Annotated in this window: 12 protein-coding genes; 3 read left to right on the forward strand and 9 right to left on the reverse strand. The window is 70.9% G+C overall.

The genetic code is table 11. The annotated features are described in order from the left end of the window. Nucleotides 1–2: 2 nt before the first annotated feature. Complete coding sequence (clpB, locus tag AB0L29_RS32675) at nt 3–2,600, reverse strand: ATP-dependent chaperone ClpB (protein WP_365832473.1); 2,598 nt, start codon at nt 2,598–2,600, stop codon at nt 3–5. Nucleotides 2,601–2,721: 121 nt separating this feature from the next. On the opposite strand from clpB, the gene AB0L29_RS32680 reads away from it, so the two are divergent. Then, on the forward strand, nt 2,722–3,135 hold the full coding sequence (locus AB0L29_RS32680; RefSeq protein ID WP_365832475.1) for a TIGR03618 family F420-dependent PPOX class oxidoreductase: 414 nt from the start codon (nt 2,722–2,724) through the stop codon (nt 3,133–3,135). Nucleotides 3,136–3,295: 160 nt separating this feature from the next. On the opposite strand, the gene AB0L29_RS32685 is transcribed toward AB0L29_RS32680, so the two are convergent. Beyond that, nucleotides 3,296–3,631 carry a hypothetical protein gene (locus AB0L29_RS32685; protein ID WP_365832477.1) on the reverse strand — a complete coding sequence of 112 codons (336 nt, stop codon included), beginning with the start codon at nt 3,629–3,631 and terminating at the stop codon, nt 3,296–3,298. A gap of 325 nt (nt 3,632–3,956) precedes the next feature. Between AB0L29_RS32685 and AB0L29_RS32690 the strand changes: the two genes are divergently transcribed. Then, entirely contained in the window at nt 3,957–4,940 is a 984-nt protein-coding gene (locus tag AB0L29_RS32690) for a helix-turn-helix transcriptional regulator (RefSeq protein ID WP_365832479.1), read from the forward strand. Nucleotides 4,941–5,066: 126 nt separating this feature from the next. Here the strand turns inward: AB0L29_RS32690 and AB0L29_RS32695 are convergent, their stop codons facing one another. From AB0L29_RS32695 to AB0L29_RS32725, 7 genes are all read right to left on the reverse strand, one after another. Continuing rightward, on the reverse strand, nt 5,067–6,131 hold the full coding sequence (locus AB0L29_RS32695; protein ID WP_365832481.1) for a helix-turn-helix transcriptional regulator: 1,065 nt from the start codon (nt 6,129–6,131) through the stop codon (nt 5,067–5,069). Nucleotides 6,132–6,471: 340 nt separating this feature from the next. After that, nucleotides 6,472–7,578 carry a substrate-binding domain-containing protein gene (locus tag AB0L29_RS32700; protein WP_365832483.1) on the reverse strand — a complete coding sequence of 369 codons (1,107 nt, stop codon included), beginning with the start codon at nt 7,576–7,578 and terminating at the stop codon, nt 6,472–6,474. 470 nt (nt 7,579–8,048) lie between these two features. After that, complete coding sequence (locus tag AB0L29_RS32705) at nt 8,049–8,501, reverse strand: helix-turn-helix domain-containing protein (protein ID WP_365832485.1); 453 nt, start codon at nt 8,499–8,501, stop codon at nt 8,049–8,051. Nucleotides 8,502–8,505: 4 nt separating this feature from the next. After that, nucleotides 8,506–9,678, reverse strand: coding sequence for a molecular chaperone DnaJ (dnaJ, locus tag AB0L29_RS32710; protein ID WP_365832487.1), 1,173 nt, complete (start codon nt 9,676–9,678; stop codon nt 8,506–8,508). Between the two features lie 36 nt (nt 9,679–9,714). Continuing rightward, complete coding sequence (gene grpE, locus AB0L29_RS32715; protein ID WP_365832489.1) at nt 9,715–10,416, reverse strand: nucleotide exchange factor GrpE; 702 nt, start codon at nt 10,414–10,416, stop codon at nt 9,715–9,717. Then, nucleotides 10,413–12,251 (reverse strand): molecular chaperone DnaK, encoded by a 1,839-nt coding sequence (gene dnaK, locus AB0L29_RS32720; protein ID WP_365832491.1) that lies wholly within the window; start codon nt 12,249–12,251, stop codon nt 10,413–10,415. Before dnaK ends, grpE begins: the two co-directional genes overlap by 4 nt. A 34-nt stretch (nt 12,252–12,285) precedes the next feature. Then, complete coding sequence (locus AB0L29_RS32725; protein WP_365832493.1) at nt 12,286–13,575, reverse strand: MraY family glycosyltransferase; 1,290 nt, start codon at nt 13,573–13,575, stop codon at nt 12,286–12,288. A 213-nt stretch (nt 13,576–13,788) separates the two neighbouring features. Between AB0L29_RS32725 and AB0L29_RS32730 the strand changes: the two genes are divergently transcribed. Next, on the forward strand, nt 13,789–16,086 hold the full coding sequence (locus tag AB0L29_RS32730; protein ID WP_365832494.1) for a (Fe-S)-binding protein: 2,298 nt from the start codon (nt 13,789–13,791) through the stop codon (nt 16,084–16,086). The last annotated feature ends 135 nt before the right edge of the window (nt 16,087–16,221 follow it).

Genomic DNA, 16,221 nt, shown 5'->3' on the forward strand with positions numbered 1-16,221 from the left:
TCCTACAGCGTCTTGCCGGTGGCCGGTCCCACGAGGAGCCCGTCCCCGAAGCGGTCCACCCGGACGGTGTCGCCGTCCTTGATCTCCCCGGACAGGATCTCCTTGGCGAGCCGGTCGCCGATGGCGGACTGCACCAGGCGGCGCAGCGGGCGGGCGCCGTACGCCGGGTCCAGGCCCTCCTCCGCGAGCCAGGCCAGCGCCTCCGGCGTGATGTCCAGGGTGAGGCGCCGCTCGGCGAGCCGCCTGGCCAGGCGGTCGATCTGGAGCTTGGCGATGCGCTCCAGCTCGGGCTTGGTCAGGGCGGAGAAGACCACCAGGTCGTCCAGGCGGTTGAGGAACTCTGGCTTGAAGGAGGCCCGGACCACCTCCAGCACCTGCTCCTTCTTCTGCTCCTCGGTGGTCAGCGGGTCCATCAGGAAGTGGCTGCCCAGGTTGGAGGTCAGCACCAGGATGGTGTTGCGGAAGTCGACCGTGCGGCCCTGTCCGTCGGTCAGGCGGCCGTCGTCCAGCACCTGCAGCAGGATGTCGAAGACCTCGGGGTGCGCCTTCTCCACCTCGTCCAGCAGGACGACGCTGTACGGGCGGCGGCGGACCGCCTCGGTGAGCTGGCCGCCCTCCTCGTAGCCGACGTAGCCGGGCGGGGCACCCACCAGGCGGGAGACGCTGTGCTTCTCGCTGTACTCCGACATGTCGATGCGGACCATCGCCCGCTCGTCGTCGAAGAGGAAGTCGGCGAGCGCCTTGGCCAGTTCCGTCTTGCCGACGCCGGTCGGGCCCAGGAAGAGGAAGGAGCCGGTGGGCCGGTCGGGGTCCGAGATGCCCGCGCGGGAGCGGCGCACGGCGTCCGAGACGGCCCGTACGGCCTCGCCCTGGCCGATGAGGCGCTTGCCGATCTCCTCCTCCATGCGCAGCAGCTTCTGCGTCTCGCCCTCCAGCAGGCGGCCGGCCGGGATGCCGGTCCAGGAGGCGACGACGTCGGCGATGTCGTCGGGGCCGACCTCCTCCTTGACCATGGTGTCCCTGGCGGCCTCCTCCTCGGCCTCGGAGGCGGCCTCCAGCTCCTTCTCCAGGGCGGGCATCTCGCCGTACAGCAGCTTGGAGGCGGTGTCGAAGTCGCCCTCGCGCTGGGCGCGTTCGGCCTGGCCGCGCAGGTCGTCGAGCTTCTCCTTGAGCTCACCGACCCGGTTGAGGGACTGCTTCTCCTTCTCCCAGCGGGCGGTCAGGCCGCGCAGTTCCTCCTCCTTGTCGGCGAGGTCGCGGCGCAGCTTCTCCAGGCGCTCGCGGGAGGCCTCGTCGGTCTCCCGGCTCAGGGCCAGCTCCTCCATCCTCAACCGGTCGACGGAGCGCTGGAGTTCGTCGATCTCGACGGGCGAGGAGTCGATCTCCATGCGCAGCCGGGAGGCGGACTCGTCGACCAGGTCGATGGCCTTGTCGGGCAGGAAGCGGGAGGTGATGTAGCGGTCGGACAGGGCCGCCGCCGCCACCAGCGCGCTGTCGGCGATCTGCACCTTGTGGTGGGCCTCGTAGCGGCCCTTGAGACCGCGCAGGATCGCGATGGTGTCCTCGACGCTCGGCTCGCCGACGAAGACCTGCTGGAAGCGGCGCTCCAGCGCCGGGTCCTTCTCGATGCGCTCGCGGTACTCGTCGAGGGTCGTCGCGCCGATCATGCGCAGCTCGCCGCGGGCCAGCATCGGCTTGAGCATGTTGCCCGCGTCCATGGCGGAGTCGCCGCCGGCGCCCGCGCCGACCACCGTGTGCAGCTCGTCGATGAAGGTGATGACCTGCCCGTCGGAGCCCTTGATCTCCGCGAGGACGGTCTTGAGGCGTTCCTCGAACTCACCGCGGTACTTGGCGCCCGCGACCATCGCGCCCAGGTCGAGCGCGACGAGCCGCTTGTCCTTCAGCGACTCGGGCACGTCGCCCTTCACGATCCGCTGGGCGAGGCCCTCGACGACGGCGGTCTTGCCGACGCCGGGCTCGCCGATCAGGACGGGGTTGTTCTTCGTGCGGCGGGACAGCACCTGCACCACGCGCCGGATCTCCTGGTCCCGCCCGATGACGGGGTCGAGCCCGCCCTCGCGGGCGGCGGCGGTGAGGTCGGTCCCGAACTTCTCCAGGGCCTTGTACTGGCCCTCGGGGTCGGGGGTGGTCACGCGGCGTCCTCCCCTCGCCTTGCGGAAGGCCTCCAGCAGCTTCCTCGCGTCGGCGCCCTGCCCGCGGAGCACCTCGCCGGCCGCGCCGCCCTTGGCGGCGACGCCGATCAGCAGGTGCTCGGTGGACAGGTACTCGTCGCCCAGGTCCTGGGCGCGGGACTGCGCGTCCGCGATCACCGCGAGCAGCTCCCGGTTGGGCTGCGGGGGCGCGACGGTGGAACCGGTGACGCTGGGCAGCCCGGCGAGGATGCGCTCGGTGCCGGAGCGTACGGCGGCCAGGTCGGCCTCGACCGCGACGAGCAGGTCGGTGATGTTCTCGTTGTCCTGCCCCTGGAGCAACGCGAGGAGCAGGTGGGCCGGGGTGAGGTCGGGGTGCCCCTCGGTCACGGCCCGGTTGCTGGCCGCGTTGATCGCGTCCCGGCTCCGGTTGGTCAGCTCGGCGTCCACGTTCCCTGTCTCCTCCTTGCGTCAGCGGTCATCCGTACTGACTTGAGTAACGTACACAAAGTTGAGTCTATTCCACTCAAGGTGCCGCACGGGAGGGCTGCGGCGACTAAGTTCCGGATCCATGGCCACGTACCCGCAGGACCCGGGCGCACCCGACGCGCCGTACCTCACCTTCTGGCAGGAGCGGCACCTGTGCACGCTGACGACCCCGCGCCCGGACGGCACGCCGCACGTCGTGCCCGTCGGGGTGACGTACGACCCCGGGGCGCGGCTGGCCCGGGTCATCGCGGACGGGGCGAGCAGGAAGGTGCGCAACGTCCTCGCCGCGGGGCGGGAGGGGGCGGCGGTCGCGGTGTGCCAGGTGGACGGCCGGCGGTGGGCGACGCTGGAGGGCCGGGCCCGGGTCCGGAGCGAGCCCGAGCGGGTGGCGGAGGCGGAGCGGCGGTACGCGGAGCGCTACGGCAGGCGCCCCTCGCCCAATCCGTCGCGGGTGGTGATCGAGATCGAACTGACGCGGGCGATGGGCCGGGGGTGACGGCACCCGGCCGCGCACCGGCCGTTTCCGGCCAGGAAGCAGCGGGCGGACACCGGGGGACGTGCCGCGGAAACTGCAGCGGCGTCACCGTGTTCAGGTCACGGTGACGCCGCTGCGGGGGGGAAGCACCTGAGCGATCTGTTACGACGGGGGAATCGCGTCAGGCACTGCGGGGGGTGGCCGAGATGGTCCGGGGCGCAGGGGAGCCGGCCTCCACCTGCTGATGGTCACGCTGGTCCAGGTTCACGAAGATCATTCCGTACCGGATGGCGCACCGTACGGGCTGCGGCGCCCCCCGAGGCCGCCGCAGACACCGGTACGCCCGCACGTCTCCGTCCTCGTCGCGGGTGACGACGACCGGTTCGCCGAACACCGTCACCATCAACGAGTCACCGCTGTGGGGGATGGCGGTGACCAGGTCGATGAAGTGCCAGCCGGACCGGTAGGCGGTGGCCATCTCACGACGGAAGGAGCGGTCATCGGGTGGAGTCGTCATGTCACGACCAAATGCTGTCTGCGGGAGAGGCCTGGGCGTCCTCACCGGCGAGCCCGGCCGCCGCCCCCGGTACTGACCACCTGCTGTCCGCTCGTACGTCACCCTTCGCATCGGAGAGGCCGTTCAGCGTTCCGAAGGCCACAACGACGGAGAAGGTGGCGACAAGCACCGAGCGAAGCATTCTCTTACGCATAGTCGGCTTCGTCCTCACTTGAAGGTCCCCTCATTCCCCCGTCGGATAAGACGATGGCTCATTCGGGCACGTCATGGCCACACAATCGGTGCATCATGTTCCTGCACGTTCAGGACCCTGGGGGGTGGAGATTTGACAACAAATCGGACCAAGGCGACACATCCCCATGCCATTACCGAACTGTGCGAGGAGGGGGAGCGTCTTTATGCGAACGCCTTGCGCGCAGGACGTATCGCCCGTGTGGAGGTCGAACCCGCCCCGTGTCTGATGGAGTTCGCCCTCCTGCACCCCGATCCCGACGACGCCGACTGGCTGCGTCCGGTCCCCCCGTCGGTCGCCCTGGCCCAACGGCTCAATCCGATCGAACGCGAGATCTCCGAGAAGCGCCGGACGTCGATCGAACTGGCCGAGATGTTCGAGCCGTTCATGGCGCTCACCGCCCAGGACGTGGCCCCGACGCACGCGATCACCGTGCTGGAGGGGCTCGACCGCATCAACGCCGCCCTCGACCTGGCCACGGACCAGTGCCGCAACGAGATGCTCACGGTCCAGCCGAGCGCCCGCCACCCCGAGCGCCGGGTGATCGAAGGACTGGAACGCGACCGGACCCTGGTCGAGCGGGGCGTGCGGATCCGGACCCTGTACCAGCACACGGCCCGCTACAGTCCCGAACGGCTCGCCTACGTGGACCAGTTCGCCAACGGCAAGGCGGAGTACCGCACCATCGACGAACTGGTCGAACGCCTCATCATCTGCGACGAGACCGTCGCCTTCATCCCCATCCGGGACGACCGCCAGGTCGCGCTGGAACTGCGCCACCCCGGCCTCGTCGCCTACCTGGTCAAGGTCTTCGAGTTCATGTGGGGCCGCGCGGTCCCGCTGAGCGCCGGCGCCCCCTACGAGACCGCCCCCGACGGCATCACCGACATCCAGCACTCCATCGCCAAACTCCTCGTGGAGGGCCACGTCGACGAGGCCATCGCCCGCCGCCTGGGCATGAACGTCCGCACCTGCCGGGCCCACATAGCCAAGCTGGCACACGCCCTGGGCAGCGGCAGCCGGGCCCAGCTCGGGTACCTCATCGCCCAGTCCGGGATCCTGGAGAAGGATCACTGAGCCCCGGGGGAACCGCCCCGGACCGCGGCCGGGCCCCGCCGGACCGCGGCGGGCGCCTCAGGCTCAGGACAGGACCCTCCGCCCGCCCACACCGCGGCACGCGCCGACGGCCCGCGCCCGCGCCCGCTACGAACGGCCGCGCGGCGGCGCCGGGGCCCGCACGTCCGGGGATCCCTGCTCGGGAAGCCTGACGGAGGCGGCGGAGCGCGGCGTGCCGTCCAGGCCGGCCTGCGCGATCCGGACGCCGAGCTGGGTGCGGCTGGCCGCGCCCAGGGTCTCCGACAGGCGCGCGATGTGCGCCCGGCAGGTCCGCACGCTGATGCCCAGCCGTTCCGCGATCACCGCGTCCTGGTGGCCCTCCGCCAGCAGCGCCGCGATGGACTGCTCGCGGTGCGAGATGCCCTCGATGCCGGTGTCCGGCAGCGGCGCGGTCAGCGGGATCGCCAGCCGCCACAGCCGCTCGAACACCGTGACCAGGTACCCGACCAGCGCCGGGTGCCGCAGCTCCAGCGCCATGGTGCGCTCGCTGTTGGCGGGGATGAAGGCCACCGTGCGGTCGAAGAGGATCAGCCGGTCGATGACCTCGTCCAGCGTGCGCGCCTCCACCGCGTCGCCCATCAGCTCCAGGTAGGTGAGCAGGCCCTGGCCGTGCCGGGCGACGTGCGTGTACAGGTCCCGCATCCGCACCCCGCGCCCGCGCAGCGCCAGCGCCCGGTGCAGGCCCTCCGACAGCTCGTGCTCGCGGCGGATGCCGCCGGGCTGGACGGTGAGCACCTCGGTCGTGCACGCCTTCGTCGCCTCGTCCATCGCGGCCTGGATCCGCGCCAGCCCGTCCAGCACCCGGATCGCCGGGCCCTCCGCCGGCGACGGGGCCGACGGCACCTGGCGGCCGAGGCCGGCGTACCGCTCGAAGGCCTCCACCGCCGAGCCCACCCGCCGCTGGCTCGCGCTGATCTCGTCGTACATCCCGCGCAGCAGCCGGGTCATGACCTCCTGCGGGGAGGTCGGCACCAGCCACTCCATGTCGTCGGGATCGGGGTGCAGCAGGGCGAGCTCCAGCAGGCAGGGCACCGGTTCCGCGTCCCGGCGCGGCACACGGCCCCGCCGTACGGCCCGGGAATACACGCGATCCCCGGCCTCGCACAGTCGGTCAGCACCGTGTGGATGCTCGTCCGTCCCGTGCCCGGCCATCGCCCATCCCACCCCCGGTTGCAGCGTCTTTCCGCAGCGCAACTATGCGCGGACCGGACGTGCTCCGCAACACGGCTCCTGCCCCCGCGGCCGCCGGAAGACACCGGTACGCACCGGTATTCCCCGCCTCCGCCCGCCGCTCCGCGGCAAAGGGCCGAATCTCCCGCCCGGTCACGCGCGGACGCCCGGGAGGCGGGCCCGCCCGGGAGACGGGCCCGCTCGGGCCCGGCGGCGCGCGGTGTCCGGGCCGTCGTCCGGGAAGGGGAGGGGGGCGGCCGCGGCGACGGTGCCGGGGAGCGCCGGGACGGCGGTGCTCCCCGGGCCCGCGTGCGCCCGCCGCCTACTTCAGCCCGATGGCCTCGCACGCCGCCTTGTACTTGGCGGTGCAGATGCTGGACACCTTGTGGATGCCGTCGGCGACGACGGTGTCGTCGATGTTGGACTTCGTCAGGGCGACGACGGGGACGAGCTGGGCGGGGATGTCCTTGTGCGTGGGGCTGTCGACCCGGTCGCGGGCGAGCGCCTCGAACTGGATGTCCCGGCCCTGGACCCTGGCCACGGCCATCTCCGCGGCGCTCTCGGCCTCTTCGGGGTAGGGCTTGTACACGCTCATGTACTGCTCGCCGGCGACGATCCGCTGCACCGCCTCCAGCTCCGCGTCCTGGCCGGTGATGGGCGGCAGGTCGGTCACGCCCGCGGCCTTGAGGGCCTGGACGATGCCGCCGGCCATGCCGTCGTTGGCGGAGTAGACGCCGGCGATGTTGCCCGCGCCGATGGCGCTGATGGCCTCGGCCATGTTGGCCCGGGCGTTCTCCGGCTTCCAGTCCTTGGTGTCGTAGGACCTGGCGATCGTCACCTTGCCGTTCAGCTCGGAGAGCGCACCGGCCTTGAACTGCTTGGCGTTGGGGTCGGTGGGCGAGCCGTTCATCATGACGATCTTGGAGGAGAGGGAGGCGCCGTCACCGAGGGCCTCCATGAGGGTGCGGCCCTGGACCTCGCCGACCAGCTCGTTGTCGAAGGAGACGTAGGCGTCGATCGGACCCTCGGCCAGCCGGTCGTAGGCGATGACGGGGATGCCGGCGTCCTTGGCCTTCTGCACGCTGTCCGCGATGGCGTGCGCGTCGACGGCGTCCAGCAGGATGACGTCGACCCGGTCGTCGACCATCTTCTGCATCTGGGCGGCCTGCTTGTTCGCGTCCGACTCGGCGTTGGCGTACAGCACGCGGCCCTTGTCTCGGGTGAGGGACTCGACCTTGTCCTTGATGATGGGGTAGTCGAAGTTCTCGTACCGGGTGTTGGCCTTCTCCGGCAGCAGCAGCCCCACCGTGATGTCGTTGCCCTTCGTCGGGCTCGCGTCGTCGCTGCTCCCGGTCGCGTTGAGCACGCCGCAGCCGGCGAGCATGACGGACATCGTGGTGGCGGCCACGGATATGGCGATACGACGCATGCGGGGACTCACTTCAGGTGCGTTCCGGACGTGGGCACAGCATTGCGGCCCATGTGTCTGAAAAGACAACGCGGCGACGGTCCCCGGCGTCAAGGGAAACCACTTAACGAGATGGCAACACCACGCTCCGCAGCACCGATCACTGCGCAGCGAAACCACCCCTGACCATCCTTTACGGACTTTTCACCCCGGAGAGAGGGCCGTTCAGCACCGAAGACCCGCACCACCGACACCTTTCCTCCGCAGTCGTGATCACGACGATTTCCCGCCACCGCCCCGACGCGACCGGAGGACCGAACGATCCCGGCCAGACGCGCGACGGCCGCGGCGGCGGCCAACCACGCCCACTCGGTGCACACACGGCGGTTCCTCGCGAACACCGCCTTCCCGGGCACCCGGAGAAAACCGGCCACCGGCACGCGGAAGGGGCCCGGAGTGCTCTCCGGGCCCCTTCGTCATGCGTGCGCGCGTCAGTCGGGCTGCTGCTGCCGCTTCGGCCGCCACACCACCAGCGCGCTGGTCTGCTGGACCTCCTGATACGGCACCAGGTCGCGGCGGTAGGACGCGTGCACCGCCGCCTCGCGCTGGCGCATCGCCGCCGCGGCCCCGTCGAGGGCGTCCTCCAGTTCGGCCACGCGGGCCTGGAGCGCGGCCACCTGGTTCTCCAGTTCGATGATGCGCTTGATACCGGCCAGGTTGATGCCCTCGTCCTGCGACAACTGCTGCACCTGCCGGAGCAGTTCGATGTCGCGGGCCGAGTAGCGGCGGCCCCGGCCGGCGGTGCGGTCCGGCGACACGAGCCCCAGACGGTCGTACTGACGCAGCGTCTGCGGGTGCAGACCGGAGAGCTGGGCCGCCACCGAGATGACGTAGACCGGGGTGTCCTCGGTCAGTTCATACGGGTTGCGCCGACGGCCGTCCATCTCATCAAGCTCCCTTCGCGGCCTGGAACAGCTCCGCCCGCGGGTCCTCGCCCGCGGTCGCCTCGCGATACGCCTCGAGCGCGTCACGAGCCTTCTCCGACAGGTCCCGGGGAACACTCACCTCCACGGTGACCAGCAGGTCGCCGCGGGTGCCGTCCTTGCGGACCGCGCCCTTGCCCCGGGCCCGCATCGTACGGCCGTTCGGCGTGCCCGGTGGCAGTTTCAGCGTGACGGGCGGGCCGCCCAGGGTCGGGACCCGCACCTCGCCGCCGAGGGCCGCCTCGGGATACGTCACGGGCACGGTGACGGTGAGGTTGTCGCCCTTGCGGCCGAAGACGGGGTGCTCCTTGACGTGGACCACCACGTACAGGTCGCCCGCCGGGCCGCCCCGCTCGCCCGGTGCGCCCTTGCCGCGCAGCCGGATGCGCTGGCCGTCGCTGACCCCGGCGGGGATGCGCACCTGCATCGTCCGCGAGGACTTGGCCCGGCCGCTGCCCTTGCAGACGTCGCAGGGGGTCTCCGCGATCAGACCGCGGCCCTTGCAGTCCGGGCAGGGGTCGGTCAGGGAGAACCCGCCGCCGGAGCCACGCGCCACCTGCCCGGTGCCGACGCAGGTCGGGCACACCCGGGGCGTGCCGTTCTTGTCGCCGGTGCCCGAACAGGCCTTGCACGGCTGCTGGCTCGACATCCGCAGCGGGACCGTCGCGCCCTCGATCGCCTCGGTGAAGCTCAGGGTGACCTCGGACTCGATGTCCTGGCCGCGCCGCGGCTGGGTGCGGGTGGTACCCGCGCCGCCGCGGTTGAACAGGCCCCCGAAGACGTCACCGAGCCCGCCGCCGAAGCCGCCGGCCCCGCCGGCCGCCTGGCCGCCGAACAGGTCGCCCAGGTCGAAGTTGAAGGAGCCGCCGCCCGCGCCCGGCCCCGGGCGGAAGCCGCCGTTGCCGAAGAGGGCGCGGGCCTCGTCGTACTCCTTGCGCTTCTTGGGGTCGCCGAGGACGTCGTTCGCCTCGGAGATCTCCTTGAAGCGCTCCTCCGCCTTGGCGTTCCCCTTGTTGGCGTCCGGGTGGAACTCGCGGGCGAGCTTGCGGTACGCCTTCTTGATCTCGGCCTCGGTGGCGTCCTTGGGGACGCCGAGGACCTTGTAGTAGTCCTTCTCGATGAAGTCCTTGGTGCTCATCCCCGACGCCCCTCCTCTCCTGCGTGCGTCCTGACGTCAGCCCTCCTCCGGGCCACCGTTCTCCTTGCTCTCAGCGGAGTCCGCCTTCGCCTCGGTCTGCGCGCCCGGCTCCTCGGCCGGCTTGACCGTCTGCGCCCCCGGCTGGGGTTCGGCCACGGCCACCCGCGCGGGGCGGATGGTGCGCTCGCCGATCCGGTACCCGGGCTGCAGGATCGCCACGCACGTCGTCTCGGTGACGTCCGGCGCGTAGCTGTGCATCAGGGCCTCGTGGATCGTCGGGTCGAAGGACTCGCCCTCCTTGCCGAACTGCTGCAGGCCCATCTTCGCGACGGTGGTCTCCAGCGACTCGGCGACGGACTTGAACCCGCCGACCAGTTCGCCGTGTTCCCGCGCGCGGCCGATGTCGTCGAGCACGGGCAGGAGCTCGGTCAGGAGGTTCGCCACGGCGATCTCCTTGACCGCGACCCGGTCGCGCTCGACCCGGCGGCGGTAGTTCTGGAACTCGGCCTGGAGCCGCTGGAGGTCCGCGGTGCGCTCGTTGAGCGCGGTACGGGCCTGGTCCAGCTGGGCCAGCAGGGCCGCGTTCTGGTCCGTGTCCCCGGCCGGGGCCGCCCCCTCCTCCTGCGAGGGGGCGGCCTTGGGCTCGGCGTCGTCGGAGGTGGCGCCGGAGGGGACGTCGGGCTGCTGCGACGGAGCCTGCGACTGCTGCTCGTCGAAGCCCGGGGTCTCCTCCGTCACGCGGCACCGTCCTTGCGCTCGTCGTCGACGATCTCGGCGTCGACGACGTCGTCGTCGGCCTTGGCCTCACCGGTGCCGGCGCCGCCGGCGGCCTGGGCGGCCTGGGCGTCGGCGTACATCGCCTGGCCGAGCTTCTGCGAGACGGCCGCGACCTTCTCCGTGGCGGAGCGGATCTCGGCGGTGTCCTCGCCCTTGAGCTTCTCCTTCAGCTCGCCGACGGCGGCCTCGACCTCGGTCTTGATCTCGCCGGGGACCTTGTCCTCGTTGTCCTTGAGGAACTTCTCGGTCTGGTAGACCAGCTGCTCGCCCTGGTTGCGGGCCTCGGCGGCCTCGCGGCGCTTGTGGTCCTCCTCCGCGTAGCGCTCGGCCTCCTCGCGCATGCGGTCGACCTCTTCCTTCGGGAGCGAGGAGCCGCCGGTGACGGTCATCTTCTGCTCCTTGCCGGTGCCGAGGTCCTTCGCCGTGACGTGCATGATGCCGTTGGCGTCGATGTCGAAGGAGACCTCGATCTGCGGGACGCCGCGCGGCGCCGGGGGCAGACCGGTCAGCTCGAACATGCCGAGCTTCTTGTTGTAGGCCGCGATCTCGCGCTCGCCCTGGTAGACCTGGATCTGCACCGACGGCTGGTTGTCCTCGGCCGTGGTGAAGATCTCCGAGCGCTTGGTCGGGATGGTCGTGTTGCGCTCGATCAGCTTGGTCATGATGCCGCCCTTGGTCTCGATGCCGAGGGACAGCGGGGTGACGTCGAGGAGCAGGACGTCCTTGACCTCGCCCTTGAGGACACCGGCCTGGAGCGAGGCGCCGATGGCGACGACCTCGTCCGGGTTCACGCCCTTGTTGGCCTCCTTGCCGCCGGTCAGCTCCTTGACGAGCTCGGCGACGGCGGGCATGCGGGTCGAGCCGCCGACGAGGACGACGTGGTCGATCTCGCTGATGGAGATGCCGGCGTCCTTGATGACGTTGTGGAACGGCGTCTTGCAGCGCTCCAGCAGGTCCGCGGTCAGCTGCTGGAACTGGGCGCGGGTGAGCTTCTCGTCCAGGTGCAGCGGGCCCTCGGCGGAGGCCGTGATGTAGGGCAGGTTGATCGAGGTCTCGGTGGACGAGGACAGCTCGATCTTCGCCTTCTCGGCGGCCTCGCGCAGGCGCTGCAGCGCCATCTTGTCCTTGCTGAGGTCCACGCCGTGGCCGGCCTGGAACTGCTTGACCAGGTAGTCGACGACCCGCTGGTCCCAGTCGTCACCGCCGAGGTGGTTGTCGCCGTTGGTGGCCTTCACCTCGACGACGCCGTCGCCGATCTCCAGCAGCGAGACGTCGAACGTACCGCCACCGAGGTCGAAGACCAGGATGGTCTGGTCGTCCTTGTCGAGGCCGTAGGCCAGCGCGGCCGCGGTGGGCTCGTTGACGATGCGCAGCACGTTCAGACCGGCGATCTCGCCGGCCTCCTTGGTGGCCTGGCGCTCGGCGTCGTTGAAGTACGCCGGGACGGTGATGACCGCGTCGGTCACCTTCTCGCCCAGGTAGGCCTCGGCGTCCCGCTTCAGCTTCTGCAGCACGAAGGCGCTGATCTGCTGCGGGTTGAAGTCCTTGCCGTCCAGGTTGATCTTCCAGTCGGTGCCCATGTGGCGCTTGACCGACCGGATCGTCCGGTCCACGTTGGTGACCGCCTGGCGCTTGGCCACCTCACCCACGAGCACTTCGCCGTTCTTGGCAAAGGCGACGACGGACGGCGTGGTCCTGGCGCCCTCGGCGTTGGTGATGACGGTGGGCTCGCCGCCCTCCAGAACGCTGACGACGGAGTTAGTCGTGCCCAGGTCGATGCCGACCGCACGTGCCATTGTGATTCCTCCAGCTGACTTGAGTGGAACAGGCTCAAGTGTGCATGACCCTCGCCGCCGGGTCAACAGAGCTGAGTCCACTTGACTCAAGTCTTATCTGCTCCTTACACGCAAGCGGGCTCTGACCTGCGGGGATATGGATCGGCGGGTAGGTTGTGGACGCGCCGTCGAGGGTCCGGCGATGCGCCCGGCCGGGTGAACCGCCGGGTGAACCGCCGGGTGAACCGCCGGGCGGACCGCCGGGTGAACCACCGGGCGGACCGCCGGGCACCCGGCCCCGGCCGGCCCCCCGGCCCGGCCTCTTCCCCGCCCCTTTCCCCGGACTCTTCCCCGGCCCCCTCCGGGTGCCGTACACCCGGACCCGCAGCAGCGCGGCCACGGCGGCCGACGCCACCCCCGCCACCCACAGCGGCGCGCCGCCCCCCGCCCGGCCGAGGTGGACGAGGACCCCGACGAGCGCCCCGCCCAGCGCTCCGGCACAGAGAAGGACGGCCGCGCCCCGCGGGGTCAGCCCGAGCCGGCGGAGCCGGTGCGCGAGATGGTCGGATCCGCTGCGGGACAGGGGCCGGCGGGCGGCCCGCCGGGAGAGGACCACGAGGACGGCGTCGGCGCTCGCCACGGCGGTCAGCGCGAACAGCACGCCCGCGCCGGAGAGGGGCCCGTGCCCACCCCGCGCGTACACGGCCGCCGCGGCCGGCACGAACCCGGCGAACAGCGAGCCGCACGCGCCGAGCCCGCTGCGCGCGGGATGCCAGTTGTGCATCAGGAAGCCGGCCAGCGCGGCGGCCAGCACGCTCATCAGCACCGCGATGCCGTCCCTCACCTCGGCCGCGGCGCAGACCCCCACCCCGAAGGCGGTCACGACCCCCACGCTCCCGGCGAGCCCGTCGGCGTGGTCCAGCCCGCGGAAGGCGAGGGCGAGGCCCGTGATCCACGCCGCGGCGAGCACCCCGCCCGCCACGCCGGTCTCCTCGTACGGCACGACGAGCGCCGCCGCGACGGCCGTGCCGAGGGCCGGCACCCGGCCGCGCAGCCGCCACACGTCGGCGAGCAGCCCGAGTCCGGCGACGGCGGCCCCGGCGGCCAGCAGCGCGCCGGCCCCGCCGCCGAGCGGCACGATCCCGCTCCCGTGCCCGATCCCCGCGACCAGGACGGTGACGAGCACGACGGCCGCTCCCCCGGACAACGGCACCCGCCCGGGGTGCCTGCGGTCCAGGACGCCGAGCCGCAGCGCGGGCGTCCGGAGCAGTGCCGTGAGCACGGCGGAGAGGAGGCAGGCGGCGGTGGCGGCGGCGATCCCGTAGAGCACGGATACGTAGAGCACGGATATAAATTAGGGGTGAATATCCCTATTTCCCATGAATAACACGAGTCGATCTCAGGCAACCCTCAGCGATTCAGATCACCCCGCACCCGGCTACAGTGCGGCGGAAGATAGGGGTAGTCTCAGGCGGACTGCATAAGTTACCGCTTAGTAATCTCGGGGAACCCGTCGCGGAGTCCCCGCTGAAACCCCTCGCAGGCCCGAGGAGCCCCCATGCAACTCGCCGCGATCATCGTGTCGCTGGTCCTGACCGTGGTCGGCGTTGCGCTGCTCGCACGCGCGATCGGCCAGTTCGTCCGGTACTTCAGGCTGGGCCAGCCGGTCCCGGCCGGCACCCGGACCGACAACCCCTACCAGCGCAGCGTGACCCTGGTGAGGGAGTTCCTCGGCCACACGCGCATGAACCGCTGGGGCATCGTCGGCATCGCCCACTGGTTCGTCGCGATCGGCTTCCTCACGCTGCCGCCGACGATCGTCACCGCGTACGGCCAGCTGTTCCAGGCCGACTGGACGCTCCCGGTGCTCGGCGGCTTCCTGCCGTACGAGATGTACATCGAGTTCATCGGGGCGATGACGACCCTCGGCATCGCCGTGCTGATCGTCGTCCGGCTGCTGAGCCTGCCCTCGCGGCCGGGCCGCAAGTCGCGCTTCGCGGGCTCGAAGATGGGCCAGGCCTACTTCGTCGAGTACGTCATCCTCACCATCGGCCTGGCCATCTACGTGCTGCGCGGCCTGGAGGGCGCCCTGCACCACGTGGACCACTACGAGGCCGCGTACTTCGCCTCGTACCCGCTGGTCCTGGCGTTCAAGGGCCTGAGCGTCGCCACGCTGCAGAACCTCGTCTACCTCTTCGCGATGATCAAGCTGAGCACGACCATGATCTGGATGATCACGGTTTCGCTCAACACCAACATGGGTGTGGCCTGGCACCGCTTCCTCGCCTTCCCGAACATCTGGTTCAAGCGCAACGCGGACGGCTCCACGGCGCTGGGCGCGCTGCAGCCGATGACCAGCGGCGGCAAGCCGATCGACTTCACCGACCCCGGTGACGACGACGTCTTCGGCGTCTCGCAGGTCGAGCAGTTCTCCTGGAAGGGCCTGCTGGACTTCTCCACCTGCACCGAGTGCGGCCGCTGCCAGTCGCAGTGCCCGGCCTGGAACACCGGCAAGCCGCTCTCCCCCAAGCTGCTGATCATGTCGCTGCGGGACCACGCGCACGCCAAGGCGCCCTACCTGCTGGCCGGCGGCGGCAAGACCATGGAGGGCGAGGAGAAGGCCTCCGAGGAGCAGCTGAAGGACGTCCCCGCCTCCGCGCTGGCCGAGGCCGAGCGCCCGCTGGTCGGCACGCTGGAGGAGAACGGCGTCATCGACCCGGACGTGCTGTGGTCCTGCACCACCTGCGGCGCCTGCGTCGAGCAGTGCCCGGTGGACATCGAGCACGTCGACCACATCGTCGACATGCGCCGCTACCAGGTGATGATCGAGTCGGCGTTCCCGTCCGAGGCGGGCACGATGCTCAAGAACCTGGAGAAGAAGGGCAACCCCTGGGGCCTGGCCAAGAAGCAGCGCCTGGAGTGGACGAAGGAAGTCGACTTCGAGGTGCCGGTCGTCGGCAAGGACATCGAGGACCTGTCCGAGGTCGAGTACCTGTACTGGGTCGGCTGCGCGGGCGCCCTGGAGGACCGCGCCAAGAAGACGACGAAGGCCTTCGCCGAGCTGCTGCACATCGCGGGCGTGAAGTTCGCGATCATGGGCGGCGACGAGAAGTGCACCGGTGACTCCGCCCGCCGCCTGGGCAACGAGCCCCTGTTCCAGGAGCTCGGCATGGAGAACGTCATGTCGCTGAACGCGGCGTTCGGCGAGGAGACGGACGAGGACGGCAAGGTCACCGAGGAGTCCCGCAAGCCGAAGTCGGCCAAGAAGATCGTCGCCACCTGCCCGCACTGCCTGAACACCCTCGGCAACGAGTACCCGCAGCTCGGCGGCGACTACGAGGTCATCCACCACACCCAGCTGCTCCAGCACCTCGTCGACGAGGGCAAGCTGATCCCCGTCACCCCGGTCGAGGGCATCATCACCTACCACGACCCGTGCTACCTGGGCCGCCACAACAAGATCTACACGCCGCCGCGCGAGATCATCGGCAAGGTCCCGGGCCTGCGCAACGAGGAGATGCACCGCCACAAGGAGCGCGGCTTCTGCTGCGGCGCGGGCGGCGCCCGGATGTGGATGGAGGAGCGGATCGGCAAGCGCATCAACAACGAGCGCGTCGACGAGGCCCTCTCCCTCGACCCCGACATCGTCTCCACCGCCTGCCCGTTCTGCCTGGTGATGCTGACCGACTCGGTCAACGGCAAGAAGAACGAGGGCAAGGCCAAGGAGTCCGTCCAGGTCGTCGACGTCGCCCAGCTCCTGCTGGACTCCGTCAAGACCCCGGTCTCCGACGAGGACGAGCCCCCGGCGGGCGCGGCCGAGTCGGAGAACGCGCCGGAGCCGGAGCCGGTGAAGTAGCACCCCGGCCGCACACGAACGGCGCCCCCGTGTCCCGCCCGGACACGGGGGCCCCGGTGGGGTGCGGGCCGCCCGGCCGGGCACCCGCCCGCCCCCTACGCGCCCCCCGGAAAACCGCCCGCGGCGCGGACCCGC

Source organism: Streptomyces sp. NPDC052701 (assembly GCF_040678355.1).
GTDB lineage: Bacteria > Actinomycetota > Actinomycetes > Streptomycetales > Streptomycetaceae > Streptomyces.

Excerpts from the sequence above, each read along its gene's own strand:
- AB0L29_RS32680 (WP_365832475.1), top strand. The coding sequence starts at position 2,722 with ATGGCCACGTACCCGCAGGACCCGGGCGCACCCGACGCGCCGTACCTC.
- AB0L29_RS32685 (WP_365832477.1), bottom strand. The coding sequence starts at position 3,631 with ATGACGACTCCACCCGATGACCGCTCCTTCCGTCGTGAGATGGCCACC.
- AB0L29_RS32695 (WP_365832481.1), bottom strand. The coding sequence starts at position 6,131 with ATGGCCGGGCACGGGACGGACGAGCATCCACACGGTGCTGACCGACTG.
- AB0L29_RS32700 (WP_365832483.1), bottom strand. The coding sequence starts at position 7,578 with ATGCGTCGTATCGCCATATCCGTGGCCGCCACCACGATGTCCGTCATG.
- AB0L29_RS32705 (WP_365832485.1), bottom strand. The coding sequence starts at position 8,501 with ATGGACGGCCGTCGGCGCAACCCGTATGAACTGACCGAGGACACCCCG.
- dnaJ (WP_365832487.1), bottom strand. The coding sequence starts at position 9,678 with ATGAGCACCAAGGACTTCATCGAGAAGGACTACTACAAGGTCCTCGGC.
- dnaK (WP_365832491.1), bottom strand. The coding sequence starts at position 12,251 with ATGGCACGTGCGGTCGGCATCGACCTGGGCACGACTAACTCCGTCGTC.
- AB0L29_RS32730 (WP_365832494.1), top strand. The coding sequence starts at position 13,789 with ATGCAACTCGCCGCGATCATCGTGTCGCTGGTCCTGACCGTGGTCGGC.